This window comes from Patulibacter minatonensis DSM 18081 (assembly GCF_000519325.1).
Lineage (GTDB): Bacteria > Actinomycetota > Thermoleophilia > Solirubrobacterales > Solirubrobacteraceae > Patulibacter > Patulibacter minatonensis.
Genome location: NZ_KI912613.1, coordinates 3,843,362 through 3,860,552, shown reverse-complemented (window position 1 = coordinate 3,860,552; position 17,191 = coordinate 3,843,362). Strand labels below are relative to the sequence as shown.

Sequence of the window (17,191 nt, the reverse complement as noted above, 5' to 3'; positions counted from 1 at the left end):
GCACGAAGCCGGCACGGTGCGGCCGGTGTCCGGCGCGGGTCAGTCGTCGCGCGGGCGCAGGTCGACGCCGAGGTGGTGGGCCGCGACCCCCTCGAAGGCGCGGGCCACCTGCCGGGCCGGGCGGTCGTCGATCGACGGGGCCTCCGACAGCGGCGCGCCGAGGGCCTGCACCATGAAGCGCAGCGCGTCGGCGTCGACCCCGGGCGCGCCGGCCTGGCAGCTCGCGCACACCACGCCGCCGGCCGCGGCGTCGAACGCGACGAGGTGCTCGGTGCGCCCGCAGCGGACGCAGGCGCCGAGGGCCGGCGGGACGCCGAGCGCGTAGAGGAGCTTCAGCCGGAACGCGAGCTGGAGCCCCTCGTGCGCCGCGTCCGGGCGGGCGTCGAGCAACGCCAGGAGGGTGCGCAGCAGGCCGTGCACGCGCTCCGCGGGCTCGTCCGGCGCGGCCGTGCGGTCGACGACGTGGCACGCCCGCTGGGCGTGCGTGAGCGCCGCGTGGCTCGTGAGGATCCGGTGATGGACGGCGACGGTGTCCGCCCCGACGACGGTGTGGAGGTCGCTGCGTCCCCGGATCAGCTCGAGACGGACGACCGCGAGCGGCTCGAGCCGGCCGCCGAGCTTGCTCTTCGGCCGGCGGGCGCCGCGGGCGACGCCGCCGACGCGGCCGTGCTCGGGGCTGATCGCGTGGATGATGCGGTCGGCCTCGCCGTACCGCATGGAGCGGAGCACGACGGCCTCCGTGCTCACACGAGTGCCGCTCACAGCGTGACTATACTTTGTGAAGTCATGAGTTCGATCACGGTCTACACCACGAACGCCTGCCCCTTCTGCGTCCGCGCCAAGGCGCTGCTCGACGCCCGCGGCCTCCCGTACGAGGAGATCCACCTCGGGCGCGACCCCGAGGACCGCGCGAACCTCGCGAAGAAGACGGGGATGATGACCTTCCCGCAGATCCTCATCGACGACCAGCTCGTCGGCGGGTTCGACGAGCTCTCCGCCGCCGACAAGTCGGGACGCCTCAAGGAGCTCGTCGGGGCCTGAGCCCCGGCGCCGTCGTCCGCCGTGCCCGTGGGCGCGGCTGGCAGCGGTCGCAGCTGTAGGTCCCGCGTCCGGCGACGACGCGTTTGATCACGGGTGCCCCGCACGCCGGGCACGGCAGCCCGGCGCGGCGGTGGACCTGGAAGTCGTTCTGGAACCAGCCCTCGACGCCGTCGACGTGGCGGAAGTCGTCGATCGTGGCGCCGCCCGACGCGATGCCGTGCTGCAGCGAGACCCGGACGCCCTCGGCCAACGCGGTGCACTGCGCGCGGGTGAGCCGGTCGCCCGGCCGCTGCGGGTGGATCCGCGCGAAGAACAGCGCCTCGTCGGCGTAGATGTTCCCGACCCCGGCGACGACGAGCTGGTCGAGGAGGAGCGCCTTGATCGGCGACCGTCGCCGGCGAACCGCCTCGTGGAGCGCCGCGCCGTCGAACGCGTCGCCGAGCGGCTCCGGGCCCAGGCGGTCGTCGAGATACGCGGTCGCCGCGGCGTCGTCGTCGAACCAGCGGCCGGTCCCGAACCGTCGCGGGTCGCAGAACCGGACGACGGTGCCGTCGTCCAGGGCGAGCACGACGCGCTGGTACGGCACGTCGGCGTCCGCCCCGACGAGCAGGGTCCCGGTCATCCGCAGGTGGAGCAGGAGCGTGCCGCCGTCGGTCCGCCAGGCCACGTGCTTGCCGCGCCGGTCCAGCCGGAGCAGGCGGCGGCCGGTGAGCGCCTCCTCGGTCCCGGCGGCGTCGTCCGGGGCGCACCAGCGCGGGTCGAGGATCTCGACGCCCTCGACGACCCGCCCTTCCAGGTGCGGACGGAGCTGGCGCGTGATCGTCTCCACCTCGGGCAGCTCGGGCACGACGTCGACGGTAGTGGCTCGGCCCGTGCGACCCGCGCCCGGCGCGCGGTGCGCGGATCCGGCCGCGCGGCACCGCCGACCATCGGCGCCGGCCGGTCCGGTGCACGGCACCCCGTCGTGCGCCCGTCGACCGGCCTCCGTCAGGCGACGAACGACCGGCCGGGGAGCTCCGGCGCATCCGCGCCGGTGAGCCACCGCACGACCGTGGCGCCGACGTCCGCGAGCACGCCGTCGTGACGGGCTCGGACGGCGGTGCCGTCCGGGCCGGCGGCGACCGCCAGCAACGGCGCGTGCTCGCGCGTGTGGAAGGCGTGCGGCGCCGCAGGGTCGACCCCGTGGTCGGCGGTGAGGACGAGGAGGTCCTCCGGCCCCAGGCGCTCCAGCCAGCGCCCCGTCGCCGCATCGATGTCGCGGAGTGCCGCATGGAACCCCGCGGTGTCCTTCCGGTGCCCGAAGCGGTCGTCGGTCTCCACGAGGTTCACGAACGCCAACCCGCGCGTCATGGTGCCGAGCAGCTCGTCGAGGGCGTCGATCGCGCCGGCGTTCGTGGTCGCCGTCCTCGTCGTGTCGAAGCCGCGTCCGGCGAAGACGTCGACCACCTTGCCGACCCCGTGGACCGGCGTCCCGCGGTCGCGGAGCACGTCGAGGTGCGACGGCGTCGTCGGCGGGGTCGCGACGTCGATCCGGCCGGGGGTGCGGACGAAGGCGCCCTCCGGGCCGCGGAACGGCCGGGCGACCACGCGGGCGGGCCGGAGCTCCGCGGGGAGCCCCGCGTGCAGCCGGCGGCAGAGCGCGTGGAGCTCGTCGACGGGGACGCGGTCGACGTGCGCGGCGATCTGGAGCACGGAGTCCACCGCGGACGTGTAGAGGATCGGGCGCCCGGTCCGGAGGTGCTCGGTGCCCCACCGGTCGAGCGCCCGGAGCCCGTCGGTCACGGCCCCGGCGAGGAGCCGGTGGCCGGCGGCCCGCTCCATCGCCGCGAGCTCGTCGGCGGGCACCCCGTCGGGCCACTGCGGCGACGCCGCGGGGAGCGCGACGCCCATGAGGCCCCGGTGCCCGGCGATCGAGTCCTTGCCCGGACCGATCGCGGCGAGGCGCCCGTGGATCGCCGGCGTCGTGGACGGCGGGACCCCCGCGATGTCCGTGAGCCGCCCGAGGCCGAGCCCGCCGAGCACCGGGAGCTCGAGCCCGCCCTCGATCCGCGCGAGGTGGCCGAGGGTGTCCGTGCCGTCGTCGCCGTAGTCCGCGGCGTCCGGGAGCGCCCCGACCCCGCAGGCGTCGAGGACCACCACGAACGCCCGGCGGTGCGCCTGGGCGGGCGACCCGGACGGTGCCGTCACCGGCTCTGGCCCGGGACCTCGTCCTGGGCGCGGACGACGCGCCAGTCGTCGGCGATCCTCAGCGAGCGGAGGACGGGGCGGAACACCGTCTGGTCGACGCGGCGGAACGACGAGTTCGTCGCGTACGCGTCGACGACGATCTCGCGGCCGCCGACGAAGATGTGCGTCGACCGGATCGTGCGGGGCCGGTCGCCGATCTTGGCGGTGCCGCGGATCTGGATCGCGGGCAGACCGTCGTACCGCGTGACCACGGCGGCGATCCGGCGGAACGACCGGTCGCGCTGTCGCGCCGCGGAGAGCAGCCGACGCCGCGCGAGGTCGAGCGCCTGCTCGCCGCGCGGGCCCTTCCGTCCGCGCGGGTAGATCCAGACCGACAGGACGCCCGGGCCGCTCGTGACGACGCAGACGAGGTCCGGCTGCGCCTTGTCGGGCGGCACGCCGCGGTCGTCGCAGCCGCGGATGCTCCACGGGTCGCGCGGCAGGTCCATGAGCGTGCCGAGCCCGACGTTCTTCTTGATGAACCCGCCGCTGGGCGGTGCCGGCCGGACGATCTCCCGCGCGGGGGTCCGCTCGCGCCCGCCGCCGAGCAGCGGCACCAGCAGGATCACGACGCAGAACACGACGACGGCCGCCGGACCGACCCGCCACCACGTCCGCCGACGCACCGGGGTCCCGGGTGCGGTGATCGGACGTCGTGGCAGACGACGAGGCGTGCGGGGTGCGGGGGCCACGCGGCGATTCTGGCGCACCCGTCCCCCGGCGCGCGCAGTGCCGCCCCGGGCGACCGCCGCGGTCAGGCGTGCTGGGCCCGTGGGTGCGCATCGCGGTAGACGTCCTGCAGGCGCTGCGCGGAGAGGTGGGTGTACATCTGCGTGGTGGCGATGTCGGCGTGGCCGAGCATCTCCTGCAGGGTCCGGAGGTCGCAACCCCCGGCGAGCAGGTGCGTCGCGAAGCTGTGCCGGAGCGTGTGCGGACTCATGCGGTCGTCGAGCCCGGCGCTCTTGGCGTGGCGCTGCACGATCTTGTAGAGCCCCTGCCGACTGAGCTTCGTCCCCCGGGCGTTGACGAACAGGGCGCGCTCGCTGCCGCCGCCGACGAGGTCGCCCCGGGCGTCGCGGAGATAGCGGACCAGCGCGTCGATCGCGCGTCGGCCCACGGGGACCATCCGCTCCTTGCTGCCCTTGCCGCGGGCGCGGAGCATCGCGTCCTCCAGGTCGATGTCGCCGACCTCCAGGCCGGTCGCCTCGCTGGCCCGCAGCCCGCAGGCGTACATCAGCTCGAGGATCGCACTGTCGCGCAGGACGATCGGCTCGGCGCTCCCGTCGCGTCCGGGCATCGCGAGGAGCTTGGCCACCTCTGCGCGGGTCAGCACCTTGGGCAGCTGCTCGCGCTTGCGCGGGCCGCGGACGTCGGCGGTGGGGTCGGCCTCGAGGATCCCCTCGCGGCGCACGTGGCGGTAGAACGACCGCAGGCACGCGGCCTTGCGCTGGACGGTCGCGGCGGCCGCCGGGCGCCGCTCGGTGCCGTCCGCGGCCGTGCTGCCGGCCGCCAGCTCGTCCAGGAACGCGGTCACGTCTTCCGACGTCGCGGTCAACACCCCGTGGTCCCGGCCGTCCATGAACGCCACGTACTGCCCGAGGTCGGAGCGGTACGCGTCCAGCGTGTTGCGCGAGAGGCCGCGCTCGAACTCGAGGTACGCCAGGAAGTCGAGGACGAGGGTCTCGACGGTCGGGAGCGTGGTGGACGCAGCGGGCGGTGGGGTCATGGACGGGGGCTTGATGCGCCTCCCCCGCCCGCGACCCTGCGCGGTGCAACGGCCCGTGCGCCCGGTGCAACCGGGCGTGCGTCCCGGGCGCGCGGTCAGAGGCCGGGCAGCCCGTTGGCCTTGGCCCACAGCAGGGCGATCACCGTCTTGCCGTCGGAGACCCGCTCCAGCGCACCGTCGAGGTCGTCGACCGGCCAGCGCACGATCTCGATGCGCTCGTCCTCGCCGCTGTCGTTCCACTCGGGCTCCAGGTCCCACGCGCAGAACAGGTGGCAGGTCTCGTCGAGGATCCCGACGGACGGCTGGAAGGTGAGGATCGGCTGCCACCCCGACGCGGCGAAGCCGATCTCCTCCGTCAGCTCGCGCTTCCCGCACTCGATCGGCGGCTCGCCGGGCTTGTCGAGCCGGCCGGCGGGGATCTCCAGGCTGTCGGGCTGGCCGATCGCCTCGCGCGGCTGCCGCGTCAGCAGCAGGTCGGTGCCGTCGTGGACGAGGATCCCGACCGACCCGGAGGTGCGGATGATCTCCCGCTTGACCTCCTTGCCGTCCGCGAAGCGGAAGGTGTCCTCGACGAGGTGGACGATCCGCCCGTCGTGGAGCACCGTCCCGCCGGTCCGCTCGAACTGCCGATCGCGGGCTTCGGTCATCGGGGGAACCTAGCGCGGCGCCGGTCAGGTCGCCGGCGGCGTGCGGCCGGCCGCTCCCTGCCGCGCGGCCCCGCGGACGACGGCCGCGAGGAGGTCCAGCGTGCGCCCGAGGTCCTCGTCCGCGATCCGCTCCCCCGCCTCGTGCGCCCCCGCGTTGCCGCCGGCGAGGTTGACCGTCGCGATGCCACGGGCGTTCAGGACGTTCGCGTCGCTGCCGCCGGGGTCCCGGAACGGCCGGGGAGCCAGACCGACGGCGCGCAGGGCGTCCTCCGCGGCGCGGACCACCGGGGCGGTCGGTGCGTGGGCGTACGGCCGGAAGCGCGTCTCGAGCGTGAGGTCGAGGTCGACGGGCCCCGCCGGGTCGTGGACGGCGTCGTGCAGCGCGGCCTCGACGACATCGACCGTCCGCTGGAGCGTTGCGTCGTCGGGCGAGCGGACCTCACCGACGAGCCGGGCACGCGGCGGCACGACGTTCGTGACGACGTCCTGCCCCGGGGCCGGCGTTCCCGCCCCGCCCTCGAGCAGCCCGACGTTCACCGTGCTGCCGTCCTCCTGCCGGCCGGCGGGCAGCGCCAGGGCGGCGCGGGCGGCGGCCAGGACGGCGCTGCGGCCCTGCTCGGGGGCGATCCCGGCGTGCGCGGCCCGGCCCGTCAGGTGGGCCTCGAAGCGGACGTGCCCGGGCGCCCCGACGACGATCCCGCCCATCGGGCTCGGGTGGTCGACGACGACGCCCGTCGTGGAGCGCAGCACCGTGTGGTCGAACACCGTCGCGCCGCGCAGCTGCGGCTCCTCCTGCACGGTCAGGAGCAGCTCCACCGCGACCGCGACCGGGCGGGCGGAGAGGACCTCCGCCAGGACGAGCAGCGCGGCGACCGTGGCCTTGTTGTCGGCCCCGAGCACCCCGCCCAGCGCGTCGCGCCAGGTGCCGTCCACGAGCTCGGGACGGATCGTCGCCGCGACGGGGACGGTGTCGACGTGGCCGCAGAGCAGCACCCAGGGCGCGTGACCGCCGCGGTCGGGGTCCTCGGCGGTGCCGCCCGCGGCCGGGATCCGGCAGAGCAGGTTCCCCGCGCTGCCGCCCAGGACGTCCCCGGCGCCGTCCTCGGTCGGACGGAGGCCGAGCGCCCGCAGGCGCCCGGCGACGTGGTCGACGATCGCCCGCTCGGCGCCCGACGGGCTCGGGACGGCGCACAGCGCGGCGAACGTCGCCCGAAGTCGCTCGTGGTCGGCGCCCGACGGGACGCCGGCGACGTCGAACAGCGAGCCCGGTACCGGGCCGTCGTGGCCCCCCGGTGCTACGACCGGGCCTCGGAGACGGCGTTCTTGCGCTCTGCGGCGCGGTCGATCGCGCGACGGTGCGCGGTCGCGACGAAGCCCTGGAAGATCGGGGACGGGCGCTCCGGGCGGCTCTTGAACTCCGGGTGCGCCTGCGCCGCGACGAAGAACGGGTGCTCGGGCAGCTCGACCGCCTCGACCAGGCGGCCGTCCGGCGAGGTGCCACCGACGACGAGGCCCGCACCCTCGAGCTTCTTGCGCAGCGTGATCGAGACCTCGTAGCGGTGGCGGTGACGCTCGTAGATCGTCTCCTCCGCGTACATCTCGCGGATCCGCGTGCCGGGCTGCAGCCGGATCGGGTCCGCGCCGAGGCGCATCGTGCCGCCGAGGTCGCGGACCTCCTTCTGCTCGGGCAGGAGGTCGATGACGGGCCACTCGGTCTCGGGGTCGAACTCCGTCGAGTTGGCGCCCGGCATGCCGGCCACGTGGCGTGCGAACTCGGCGACGGCGATCTGCATGCCCAGGCAGATGCCGAGATACGGGATGCGCTGCTCGCGGGCGACCTTGCAGGCGAGGATCTTGCCCTCGATGCCGCGACCGCCGAAGCCGCCGGGGACGAGGATGCCGTCGACGCCGGAGAGGCGGTCCAGGGCGGCCTGCTCGGTCTCGAGGTGCTCGGAGTCGACCCAGTCGATCTCGATCGCGGTGCCGTCCCACGCCCCGGCGTGCTTCAGGGCCTCGACGACGGACTTGTAGGCGTCCTCGAGCTTCACGTACTTGCCGACGATCGCGATCCGCGTGACGCCGTCGGCGGCGTGCACGCGGCGGACGACCTCCTCCCACGCGCTGATGTCGGGCGTCGGGGCGTCGAGCTGGAAGTGGTCGAGCACCCGCTGGTCGACGTTCTCCTGGCGGTACCAGAGCGGGATCTCGTAGACGTCCGAGACGTCCTTGCCGGAGATGACCATGTCCTCCGGCAGCGCGGTGCCGAGGGCGATCTTCGAGCGGATCTCGCGGCTGAGGACGGCCTCGGAGCGGCAGATCAGCATGTCCGGCTGCAGGCCGATGCGGCGCAGCTCGTTCACCGAGTGCTGCGTGGGCTTCGTCTTCAGCTCGCCCGCGTGCTTGATGTACGGCACGAGGGTCAGGTGCACGTACATGCAGTTGCGCCGGCCGACGTCGACCGGGAACTGGCGGATCGCCTCGAGGAACGGCAGCGACTCGATGTCGCCGACCGTGCCGCCGATCTCGCAGATGACGACGTCGACGTCGGAGCTCTCGCCCGCGAGCTTGATCCGGTTCTTGATCTCGTTGGTGATGTGCGGGACGACCTGGACCGTGCCGCCGAGGTAGTCGCCGCGGCGCTCGCGCCGGATGACGGTGTCGTAGATGCCACCGGTCGTGACGTTCGACGCCTTCGAGGTGTTCGTGTTCGTGAACCGCTCGTAGTGCCCGAGGTCGAGGTCGGTCTCGGCACCGTCCTCCGTGACGAAGACCTCGCCGTGCTGGTACGGCGACATCGTGCCCGGATCGACGTTGATGTACGGATCGAGCTTCTGCAGCGAGACGGTCAGCCCGCGGGCGACGAGGAGACGGCCGATCGAGGCGGCGGCGATGCCCTTGCCGAGCGACGAGACGACGCCTCCCGTGACGAACACGTACTTGGTCGGGGAACGGTCTGGCACGGGATGGATCCTCACCTGAGAGCTGCTGGACGGCGGGCCCGCGCGCGGCACGGCGGTGCTCCGGGCGGGGCCGGGACAGCGTCGTGACGGTGGTCCCGGTGCCCGGATCACCCGGGTGCCGCGACCTCGTGAGCCGTCGGTGACGGTACCGGGTGTCCCGGACGCGCCCTGTGCGCCTCGACGCGCGCCGGGCCCCCCGATCGACGCATTCCCGCCCTGTGCAGGAGGGTTGGAACGCCGAGCACCGGGCATGAGACGATGGAGAGGACGTCACGGACCAGCTCCGCGGCGCCGGTCCGCCCTCCGCAACCCGGGAGACCCCAGGAATGTCCGACTCCACCCCCACCACCAAGCCCGCCGGCGTGAACGTGAAGCCGGACGAGGAGCTCACGCCCGAGCAGTACCAGGTGCTCCGCCAGTGCGGCACCGAGCCCGCGTTCTCGGGCAAGTACTGGGACACGAAGGACGACGGCACCTACTGCTGCGCGGCCTGCGGCACGGAGCTCTTCGCGAGCGACACGAAGTTCGACTCCGGCACCGGCTGGCCGAGCTTCACGGACCCGGTCGTCGCCGAGGCCGTGACCCTCCACGAGGACCGCGCCTACGGGATGGTCCGCATCGAGTGCAAGTGCGCGAACTGCGGCGGCCACCTCGGCCACGTCTTCCCGGACGGTCCGGGCACCAGCGGCCAGCGCTGGTGCATCAACTCTGCGTCGCTGGACCTCGCCCCCAAGGGCTGAGCACCCGGACGGCGCGTGCCGGCCCGAGGGCCGGAGCGCGCCGACGCCGGCCGCCCGACGCCGCGGTGCCCGGCGCGCCCGCCGGTGTCAGGCGGCGCTGCGGAGCTCCTCGGCGTGGCGGCGCGCGCCCTCGTCACCGGACTCGCCGCCGAGCATCCGCACGAGCTCGCCGACGACCTCGGGGTCGTCCAGCCGACGGACGGCCGTCACCGCGGTGTCCTGCGAGGTGTCCTTCTCGATCGCGAAGTGGCGGTCCGCCAGCGCGGCGATCTGCGGCAGGTGGGTGATGCAGAGCACCTGGCCCTCCCGGCCGAGCGCCCGCAGCTGCTCACCGACCGCGCGGCCCGTCTGCCCGCCGACCCCGGCGTCGATCTCGTCGAAGACCTGCGTGGCGTCGGTGCCCGCCCCCGCGACGGCGAGCAGCGCCAGCATCACGCGTGAGAGCTCGCCGCCCGATGCGGAGTCGCGCACCGGGGCCGCGGGGACCCCGGGGTTCGGTGCCAGGAGCAGCTCGCACTGATCGGCACCGGTGGGCCCGGGCTCGCGGGGCTCCAGCCGGACCTCGAGGGTCGCCGACGGCATCGCCAGGTCGACGAGGCGCTCGACCACCGCGGCCGCGAGGAGCGGACCGCCGGCCGCCCGGGCCGCCGTCAGCTCGTCGGCCAGGATCTCCCTGCGGGCGCGGGCCTCGGCCAGATCGGCCTCCGCGGTCTCCGTCGCGCCCTCGACGTCCTCGTACTCCGCGATCCGCTGACGGCAGCGCTCGGCGTGGTCCAGCACCGCGGCGATGCTGCCGCCGTGCTTGCGCTCGAGCCGCGAGAGGGCCTGCAGGCGCTCCTCCACGCGCTCGAGCTCGGCGGGATCGGCGTCGAGCCGTTCGAGATGGCGGGCGAGCTCGGCGGCGAGGTCGTCGGCCTCGATCCGCAGCGAGCTGAGCCGCGCGGCCAGCACGTCGAGCTCGGGGTCGACCCCGGCCACGCCGTCCAGCGCGGACTCGCCCGCCGCCAGCCCGGCACCGGCGCTGCCCTCCTCCGAGCCCAGGGCCTGCGAAGCCACGTACGCGGCGCCGCGCAGGGCCTCGACGTGCCGCAGCCGCTCGCGCACGGCGGCGAGCTCCTCCTGCTCGCCCTCCACCGGCGCGACGTCGTCGATCTCCTGCAGCTCGAACCGCAGCAGGTCGAGCTCGCGCTCGCGCGCGCCGGCGGCGTCGTGGAGCTCCGCCAGCCGTCGCCGGGCGTCCCGCTCCTGCGCGTGGGCGGCCGCGTGGGCGTCGCGACGTGCGAGGTGCCCCGTCGATCCGACGCCGGCCTTCGCCTTCGTGGCCCGCGACCCCGTCCGCTTCGCCCCGCCGGCGCCCTTCGCCGCGCGCTCGCAGAACGCGTCGAGCAGGTCGAGCTGCGCCGCGGGCGACAGGAGGCGCCGGGCCTCGTGCTGCCCGTGGAAGGCGAGCAGCGCGCCACCGACCTCGCGCAGGTCGGCCGCGGTCGCCGAGCGCCCGCCGATGAACGCGCGGGACCGCCCCTCGGCCGTGACGCGACGGGCGAGCACGACCTCGTCCTCGCCCTCGGGCAGGCGCTCGGCGATCTCGGGCGGCAGGACGTCCGTCCGGCCGTTCAGGGCGAACACGCCCTCGACCCACGCCTCCGACGCACCGGGGCGCACGATCCCGCTGCGGGGCTTCGCGCCCAGGAGCAGGTCGAGCGCGTGGGCCAGCACGGTCTTGCCCGCGCCGGTCTCCCCCGTCACGACGTTCAGTCCCGGGACGAGGTCCAGCTCCGCCCGCTCGATCAGGAGCAGGTTCTCGACGCGCAGCTCGAGCAACACGAACACAGGTTCGCATCGCGGGCGGACGGATCGCGTGACGATGTCGTGTCGGCGCGGTTCCGGCGCAGGATCGCAACGGACCCGGGTGCTACCCGGCGAGCCGCCCGAACTTCTCGCGCAGGCGCCCGTAGAAGCTCGTGCCCTCGGTCTGGGCGAGCACCGCCGCCTCGCGCCGGAAGTGGATCCGCAGCACCTCTCCGGCGCCGATCAGGCCGCGCGGCCGGCCGTCGACGCCGAGCTCGACCGGCGACGAGGAGTCGTTGTGCAGCTCCAGCTCGCCGTCCGGGGCGACGACCAGGGCGCGGGCCGAGAGCGTGTGCGGGGCGATGAACGACACGGCGTACCCCTCGACGCCCCAGGCGAGCACCGGCCCGCCGTTGGCGAGGTTGTAACCGGTCGATCCCGCCGGGGTGGCGACCACGAGGCCGTCGCACCGGACCTCGCCGACGTCCTCGCCGTCGATGCCGTAGCGGAGCTCGGCGACGCGATCGCCGGACCGCCGGTTGACGCTGACGTCGTTCATCGCCGAGTACGACGAGCCGTCGGGCAGCGTCGCCTCGAGCGCCGGCAGGCCGAGGACCGCGAAGTCTCCCGCCAGCGCCCGGCGGAGCCCGGCGTCCTGGTCGACCGGGTCGATCGTCGCCAGGAACCCGATCTCGCCCAGGTTCACCGCGTAGACGGGAACGCCGGTCCAGATCTGACGGCGCAGGCCCTTCAGGATGGTGCCGTCGCCGCCCAGCACGACGCAGAGGTCCGAGTCGCTCCGGTACGGACCGCCGACGACCAGGCCCGGCGCGGCGGTCAGGCCGTGCTTCTCGGCCTCCTGGTCGTCGAACCGCAGCTCCGTGCCGACGTCGGCCGCCAGGGCCCGGAGGATCTCGAGGGCGCCGGCCGACTGCGCCGGGCGCCCGTGGGTCAGCACCGACGCGCTGCGCACGGGCGTCCCCCCGCTCACGGGGTCGGCTCCGGTTCGGCCCGCAGCGCCAGCGCGTCGAGGTCGTCGACGCCACCGCGCCCGGTCTCGGCGAGGTGCAGGAAGGTCTCGCGGTTGCCCTTCGGGCCCGGCAGCCCGGACGGGGCGGCCGCCAGCACCGCCCAGCCCGCGGCCGCCGCGGCCCCCGCGACCGTGCGGATCGCCTCGCGGCGGAGCTCGGGCTCCCGCACGACGCCGCCGCGCCCCACCCGTCCGCGACCGAGCTCGAACTGGGGCTTGACCATCAGCAGCGCGTCGAAGCGGTCGGCGACGACGCCGCTGAGCGCGGGCAGCAGCTTGGTGAGCGAGATGAACGACACGTCCGCGACGACGAGGTCCGGGGCGAACGGCAGCTGCTCCCGCGTCAGCTCCCGAGCGTTCTGGCGCTCGATGACGGTGACGCGCTCGTCCTCCCGGATCGACCAGGCGAGCTCGCCGTAGGCGACGTCGACGGCCGCCACGGCGGTGGTGCCGCGCTGGAGCAGGCAGTCGGTGAACCCGCCGGTGGAGGCGCCGACGTCGAGCGCGTGGCGCCCGGCGACGTCGATCCCCAGGGCGTCGAGGGCGTTCTCGAGCTTCGTGCCGCCCCGGGACACGTACCGCGCGGCCTCGGCCGTCTCGACCTCGACGTCCTCGGTCACCTGGAGCCCCGGCTTCAGCGGCCGCGCGTGCGGGTTGGCCCCGGGGCCGCCCAGGCGCACCGCCCCCGCGAGCACCGCGGCCGCGGCCGCCGAGCGCGAGGGATAGAGCCCCCGCTGGTGCAGGAGCGAGTCGAGGCGGACCTTGGGCATGCGGCTGCAACGGTACCGGTCGGCCGCCCGGCGCCCCCGGCGCGTTTGCGACCCTCGGTAGCTTCCGTGACTCCGACCACACCGTCGGCGCGCGGGCCGGAGGACCATCCACCGACGATGACCTTCCCCCGACGCATCCCGTTCGCCGCCCACGGCGCCGCCGAGTTCCCGCTCGGCCTGGCCCTGATGGCCGCGCCGTTCGTCCTCGGCGCCGACCCCGCCGGCACCGTGGTCGCCGTCACGCTCGGCGTGCTGATCGCCGGCGTCGCCCTGACCTCCGTCGGCGGCGCGTCCGGCAGCGCGATCCCGCTCTCCACCCACGAGTCCTACGACCTGGCCCTCGCCCTCGGCGGCGCGGGCGGGGCGGTCGCGCTGGCGGTCGTCGGCGAGCTGCCGGTCGCCGTCGCCGTACTGGTCGGGTCCCTCGCCCTTCTCGGGCTCAGCCTGGCGACCCGCTACACGGGACGCTGACGGCGCTGCGGCCCGGCGGTGCTACCGCGGCCGCTTCGCCACCACGACCGTCGCGCGGCTCCGGGTGTCGAGCGACACCTTCGCGTCGTAGACCTTCCCGCCCGCCCTCGTGAGGCCGCACGTGACGGTCCCTGCGGTCGGCACGGGCACCGTCGACGGGCACGAGGCGGACCGAGCGTCGCGAAGGCCCTGGGCGCGCGCGATGCGGACGACGTCCGCCGCGATGACCGTGCCCTTGGCCTCACCGCGGAGACCGACGACGCGGAACATGGCGCGCTTGTCCTCGATCGCCGTGACCCGGCCCTCGATGTACATCTTCGTGTCGACCGCGTTCTTGGCCGTGCAGGAGATCTTCGCCCCCGGCTTCGCCTTGGTGTCGTCCATGCACGAGACGTCCCGGAGCTGGATGCCCTGGGCGGCGAACTGCTCGGTGACGGGGCGCTCGAACTGGACCGTCTTCACCTTCGCGTCCCCGCATCCGGTCAGTCCCGCCGCGACCGCGAGGCCCACCACGATGAGGGACGTCGTCTGTGTGCGATCGACTGGACGCGTCGGCATCAGCGGCACTTTACGCGGACGGCGCGGCGACGGTGACGACGGGCGGAACCGTTCAGTCCGCCGACGACGCCCCGACGGGGACCCCGAGCGCGACGCCGATCCGGCTCGCGACGTCGCGGCCGGTGAACCCGACCTCGGCGTGCAGGAGCGCGGGGGTCCCGTGCGTGACGTAGCGGTCGGGCAGGCCGATGCGCACGATCCGGCAGGAGCCCCAGTCGACGCCGTGCTCGTCGCCGGCCTCCCAGACGGCCGAGCCGAAGCCGCCCTGGAGGACGCCCTCCTCGATCGTGACGAGGACCTCGTGGTGCGCCGCGAGGTCGCGGACGAGCTCGACGTCGATCGGCTTGGCGTAGCGGGCGTCGGCGACGGTGGCCTCGATGCCGGACTCGTGCAGGATCGCCGCGGCCTCGAGGCCGATGCCGACGCCCGAGCCGTAGCCGAGGATCGCGACGCGGTCGCCCTGGCGGAGGATCTCGCCCTTGCCGATCGGCAGGACGTGGACGCCGGACTCGTCGCTCGGGAGCGGGACGCCGGTCCCCTCGCCGCGCGGGTAGCGCAGCGCGAACGTGCCGGGGTGGTCGATGCCCGTGTGCAGCAGGTGGACGAGCTGCGACTCGTCGCGCGGGGCGGCGAGCACGATGTTCGGCAGGTGCCGCAGGTAGGCGATGTCGAAGACGCCGTGGTGCGTGGGGCCGTCGTCGCCGACGAGGCCGGCGCGGTCCATGGCGAGGACGACGTCGAGCTCCTGGAGGGCGACGTCGTGGACGATCTGGTCGTACGCGCGCTGCAGGAACGTCGAGTAGATCGCGGCGACCGGCTTGAGGCCCTCGAGCGCCAGGCCGGACGCGAACAGCAGCGCCTGCTGCTCGGCGATGCCGACGTCGAAGTAGTGCTCCGGCTCGGCGACCTGGAGCAGGTTCAGCCCGGTGCCCGTGTTCATCGCGGCGGTGATGCCGACGACCCGACGGTCCGCGCGGACCTCCTCGATCATCCGCTCGCCGAACACCTGCGTGTACGTCGGCGGCTTCGGGGGCGCGTCGGGGTCGACCGCCTTCTTCGGGGCGGGCGCGCCGGCGACGATGGAGCCGGGCTTGGCGGCGTGCCACTGCTCCATCCCCTCCAGGCCGCCGTCCTCGGCCGGCGCGAAGCCCTTGCCCTTGACGGTCTTGACGTGGACGACGACCGGGCGATCGGCCTTGAACGCCTGCCGCAGCGCGGTGCGCAGGGCGGAGACGTCGTGGCCGTCGACGACGCCGACGTACGCCCAGTCCAGGGACTCCCACAGCTCGCCCTGGGCGTTCAGGAGCTTCATCGAGCCCTTGAGCTTCGGCCCGACGTGCTCGACGAGCCCGCCGACGCCGGGGAGGTCGGTCAGCTTCTCCTCGACCCGCTCGCGTCCGTGCCAGAGCTTCGGGTGCAGCCGGACGCCCTGGAAGTACCGCGAGAGCGCGCCGACGTTCGGCGAGATCGACATGCCGTTGTCGTTGAGGATCACGACGAGCGGGGTGCCGAGGCCGCCGGCCTGGTGCGCGGCCTCGAACGCGACGCCGCCGGTCATCGCGCCGTCGCCGATGACCGAGACGACGCGGCCCGGGGTCTCGGCGCCGTTCGAGTTCGCCTCGCGGAGCTTCATGCCCTCGCGGAGCCCGACGCCGTAGCCGATCGACGTCGACGCGTGGCCGGCGCCCATGATGTCGTGCTCGGACTCGTGGATCGCGCAGAACGGGGCGAGGCCGTCGTACTTGCGGATCGTCGGCAGCTGGTCGCGTCGGCCCGTGAGGATCTTGTGCGGGTACGACTGGTGCCCGACGTCCCAGAGGATCTTGTCCCTCGGGCTGTCCAGCAGCGAGTGCAGGGCCACCGCGATCTCGCAGGTCCCGAGGTTCGCGCCGAAGTGGCCGCCGATCTCACCGACCGTGTCGATGATGTGCTCGCGGACCTCCTGCGCGACCTGCTGCAGCTGCTCCTCGCTGAGGGCGTGCAGGTCCTGCGGGCGATCGATGCGGTCCAGCAGTCGGGTCACGGGTCAGTTGGTCCTCGTGTGGATGAACGCGGTGAGGGTGTGCAGGTCCTGCGCTCGTACGGAGGGTACGACGGAGCGCAGGGCCGTGGATGCGGCGTCGTGGAGCTCCGCCGCCATCGTGCGTGCTCCCTCCAAACCGTACTCGGTCACGTAGGTCCGCTTCCCGTGACGTTCGTCGCTGCCCCGCGGCTTGCCGAGATCCTGGTCGGTGCCGGTCACGTCGAGGATGTCGTCGACGACCTGGAACAGCACGCCGAGGTCGGCCGCGAAGCTCCGCAGGGCGACGGCGCGCTCGTCATCGACGCCGGCGATCCGGAGCACGCAGCCGACGGACGCGCCGATCAGGCGGCCGGTCTTCAGCTCGTGCAGGACCCGGAGGTCCTCTGCGGTGGCGAGGCCGGGGACGGCGGCACCCGTCGCGGGCGCCGCGAGCGCCTTCTCGGCCGTGACGTCGAGGTACTGGCCGCCGACCATCCCGTCGACGCCGGTCGCGTCCGCGAGCTCGGCCGCGGCGACCAGCAGGTGCTCCGCCGGGACGCCGGCGGCGAGGCCCGCGGTCAGGAGGTGCTTGAAGGCCTCGGCGTAGAGCGCGTCGCCCGCGAGGATCGCGACGTCCTCGCCGTACGCCACGTGGCACGTCGGACGGCCGCGGCGGAGGTCGTCGTCGTCCATCGCCGGCAGGTCGTCGTGGATCAGCGAGTACGTGTGGATGAGCTCGATCGCGGCGGCCAGGGGCATCGCGGCGGCCTGCTCGATCCCGAGCGCCCGCGCCGTCGCGAGCGCCAGCACGGGCCGGATCCGCTTGCCGCCGGCGAGCAGCGAGTAGCGCATGGCCTCCTCGAGCCCGCCGACCGCGGCCGCGCGGGCCGGGAAGCGGAGCTCGGCGAGGTAGGCGTCGACCGCGGCCCGCAGGTCGTCGGGGTACGGACCGCTCATCGCTGGCCGGCCTCGCGCACGAGCCGGTCGAACGCCGCTCCCGCGTCGGTGGCCGACTGGGCGACCTGCTCGGCGGCGGTCACCTGCTGGTCGGGGTCCGCGGTGTCGTCGGCGACCCGGCCGAGCGCGTGCTCCAGACGCGCGATCTGGATCTGCAGGTCCTGGTCGGCCGCCGGATCGCTCACCCCGACAGTGTGAAGGATCGGCCGGAAGGTCGTGTGCGGAGGGTGCGCGGGTCCTGTGCAGGCGGCCTGCGGCGGCCCGCGGCGGTCGGC

18 protein-coding genes are annotated in these 17,191 nt (G+C 74.6%); 3 read left to right on the top strand and 15 right to left on the bottom strand.

Annotated features, from left to right (window positions below):
- Positions 1-39: 39 nt before the first annotated feature.
- Complete coding sequence (recO, locus tag PATMI_RS31320) at positions 40-762, bottom strand: DNA repair protein RecO (RefSeq protein WP_157260836.1); 723 nt, start codon at positions 760-762, stop codon at positions 40-42.
- Between the two features lie 24 nt (positions 763-786).
- Here recO and PATMI_RS0117975 point away from each other — a divergent pair, with 24 nt between their 5' ends.
- Positions 787-1,041 carry a glutaredoxin family protein gene (locus PATMI_RS0117975; RefSeq protein WP_026913045.1) on the top strand — a complete coding sequence of 85 codons (255 nt, stop codon included), beginning with the start codon at positions 787-789 and terminating at the stop codon, positions 1,039-1,041.
- Here PATMI_RS0117975 and mutM read toward each other — a convergent pair.
- From mutM to PATMI_RS0117940, 7 genes are all read right to left on the bottom strand, one after another.
- Positions 1,019-1,888 carry a bifunctional DNA-formamidopyrimidine glycosylase/DNA-(apurinic or apyrimidinic site) lyase gene (mutM, locus tag PATMI_RS31315; protein WP_051471983.1) on the bottom strand — a complete coding sequence of 290 codons (870 nt, stop codon included), beginning with the start codon at positions 1,886-1,888 and terminating at the stop codon, positions 1,019-1,021. The two genes, PATMI_RS0117975 and mutM, sit on opposite strands and share 23 nt — an antisense overlap.
- Positions 1,889-2,028: 140 nt before the next feature.
- Positions 2,029-3,228 carry a phosphopentomutase gene (locus PATMI_RS0117965; RefSeq protein WP_245604191.1) on the bottom strand — a complete coding sequence of 400 codons (1,200 nt, stop codon included), beginning with the start codon at positions 3,226-3,228 and terminating at the stop codon, positions 2,029-2,031.
- Positions 3,225-3,959 carry a hypothetical protein gene (locus PATMI_RS0117960; protein WP_157260835.1) on the bottom strand — a complete coding sequence of 245 codons (735 nt, stop codon included), beginning with the start codon at positions 3,957-3,959 and terminating at the stop codon, positions 3,225-3,227. Before PATMI_RS0117960 ends, PATMI_RS0117965 begins: the two co-directional genes overlap by 4 nt.
- A gap of 62 nt (positions 3,960-4,021) precedes the next feature.
- On the bottom strand, positions 4,022-4,993 hold the full coding sequence (gene xerD, locus PATMI_RS0117955) for a site-specific tyrosine recombinase XerD (RefSeq protein WP_051471981.1): 972 nt from the start codon (positions 4,991-4,993) through the stop codon (positions 4,022-4,024).
- Between the two features lie 95 nt (positions 4,994-5,088).
- Positions 5,089-5,640: an NUDIX hydrolase gene (locus PATMI_RS0117950; protein ID WP_026911875.1), complete on the bottom strand. Its 552-nt coding sequence runs from the start codon at positions 5,638-5,640 to the stop codon at positions 5,089-5,091.
- Positions 5,641-5,664: 24 nt separating this feature from the next.
- Positions 5,665-6,633 carry a M20/M25/M40 family metallo-hydrolase gene (locus PATMI_RS37635; protein WP_026911874.1) on the bottom strand — a complete coding sequence of 323 codons (969 nt, stop codon included), beginning with the start codon at positions 6,631-6,633 and terminating at the stop codon, positions 5,665-5,667.
- A gap of 302 nt (positions 6,634-6,935) precedes the next feature.
- Positions 6,936-8,600, bottom strand: a complete 1,665-nt coding sequence (locus PATMI_RS0117940; protein ID WP_026911873.1) for a CTP synthase — start codon at positions 8,598-8,600, stop codon at positions 6,936-6,938.
- Positions 8,601-8,926: 326 nt separating this feature from the next.
- Here PATMI_RS0117940 and msrB point away from each other — a divergent pair, with 326 nt between their 5' ends.
- A complete protein-coding gene (gene msrB / locus PATMI_RS0117935) occupies positions 8,927-9,340 on the top strand; it encodes a peptide-methionine (R)-S-oxide reductase MsrB (protein WP_026911872.1) in 414 nt (137 codons plus the stop codon).
- An 87-nt stretch (positions 9,341-9,427) separates the two neighbouring features.
- Here the strand turns inward: msrB and PATMI_RS0117930 are convergent, their stop codons facing one another.
- The 3 genes from PATMI_RS0117930 to PATMI_RS0117920 form a co-directional block, all read right to left on the bottom strand.
- Positions 9,428-11,164: a DNA repair protein RecN gene (locus tag PATMI_RS0117930; protein ID WP_026911871.1), complete on the bottom strand. Its 1,737-nt coding sequence runs from the start codon at positions 11,162-11,164 to the stop codon at positions 9,428-9,430.
- A gap of 88 nt (positions 11,165-11,252) precedes the next feature.
- Entirely contained in the window at positions 11,253-12,119 is an 867-nt protein-coding gene (locus PATMI_RS0117925; protein WP_026911870.1) for an NAD(+)/NADH kinase, read from the bottom strand.
- On the bottom strand, positions 12,116-12,928 hold the full coding sequence (locus PATMI_RS0117920; protein WP_026911869.1) for a TlyA family RNA methyltransferase: 813 nt from the start codon (positions 12,926-12,928) through the stop codon (positions 12,116-12,118). Before PATMI_RS0117920 ends, PATMI_RS0117925 begins: the two co-directional genes overlap by 4 nt.
- A 117-nt stretch (positions 12,929-13,045) precedes the next feature.
- Here PATMI_RS0117920 and PATMI_RS0117915 point away from each other — a divergent pair, with 117 nt between their 5' ends.
- Positions 13,046-13,399, top strand: coding sequence for a hypothetical protein (locus tag PATMI_RS0117915; RefSeq protein ID WP_026911868.1), 354 nt, complete (start codon positions 13,046-13,048; stop codon positions 13,397-13,399).
- Positions 13,400-13,420: 21 nt separating this feature from the next.
- On the opposite strand, the gene PATMI_RS0117910 is transcribed toward PATMI_RS0117915, so the two are convergent.
- From PATMI_RS0117910 to PATMI_RS0117895, 4 genes are read right to left on the bottom strand one after another with little or no spacing between them, the layout of a single operon-like run.
- Entirely contained in the window at positions 13,421-13,957 is a 537-nt protein-coding gene (locus PATMI_RS0117910; RefSeq protein WP_157260834.1) for a DUF4333 domain-containing protein, read from the bottom strand.
- Between the two features lie 52 nt (positions 13,958-14,009).
- The gene (gene dxs, locus PATMI_RS0117905) at positions 14,010-15,980 is read right to left on the bottom strand and encodes a 1-deoxy-D-xylulose-5-phosphate synthase (RefSeq protein ID WP_026911866.1); all 1,971 of its coding nucleotides are present in this window, start codon (positions 15,978-15,980) and stop codon (positions 14,010-14,012) included.
- Between the two features lie 3 nt (positions 15,981-15,983).
- Positions 15,984-16,916, bottom strand: a complete 933-nt coding sequence (locus tag PATMI_RS0117900; protein ID WP_026911865.1) for a polyprenyl synthetase family protein — start codon at positions 16,914-16,916, stop codon at positions 15,984-15,986.
- Positions 16,913-17,101, bottom strand: a complete 189-nt coding sequence (locus PATMI_RS0117895; protein WP_026911864.1) for a hypothetical protein — start codon at positions 17,099-17,101, stop codon at positions 16,913-16,915. The genes PATMI_RS0117900 and PATMI_RS0117895 overlap by 4 nt, the downstream gene beginning before the upstream one ends.
- Between the last annotated feature and the right edge of the window lie 90 nt (positions 17,102-17,191).

What these genes read in the sequence shown, in the direction of transcription:
- PATMI_RS0117975 (WP_026913045.1), top strand. Translation starts at nt 787, where the DNA reads ATGAGTTCGATCACGGTCTACACCACGAACGCCTGCCCCTTCTGCGTC.
- xerD (WP_051471981.1), bottom strand. Translation starts at nt 4,993, where the DNA reads ATGACCCCACCGCCCGCTGCGTCCACCACGCTCCCGACCGTCGAGACC.
- PATMI_RS0117950 (WP_026911875.1), bottom strand. Translation starts at nt 5,640, where the DNA reads ATGACCGAAGCCCGCGATCGGCAGTTCGAGCGGACCGGCGGGACGGTG.
- msrB (WP_026911872.1), top strand. Translation starts at nt 8,927, where the DNA reads ATGTCCGACTCCACCCCCACCACCAAGCCCGCCGGCGTGAACGTGAAG.
- PATMI_RS0117920 (WP_026911869.1), bottom strand. Translation starts at nt 12,928, where the DNA reads ATGCCCAAGGTCCGCCTCGACTCGCTCCTGCACCAGCGGGGGCTCTAT.
- PATMI_RS0117915 (WP_026911868.1), top strand. Translation starts at nt 13,046, where the DNA reads ATGACCTTCCCCCGACGCATCCCGTTCGCCGCCCACGGCGCCGCCGAG.
- PATMI_RS0117910 (WP_157260834.1), bottom strand. Translation starts at nt 13,957, where the DNA reads ATGCCGACGCGTCCAGTCGATCGCACACAGACGACGTCCCTCATCGTG.
- PATMI_RS0117900 (WP_026911865.1), bottom strand. Translation starts at nt 16,916, where the DNA reads ATGAGCGGTCCGTACCCCGACGACCTGCGGGCCGCGGTCGACGCCTAC.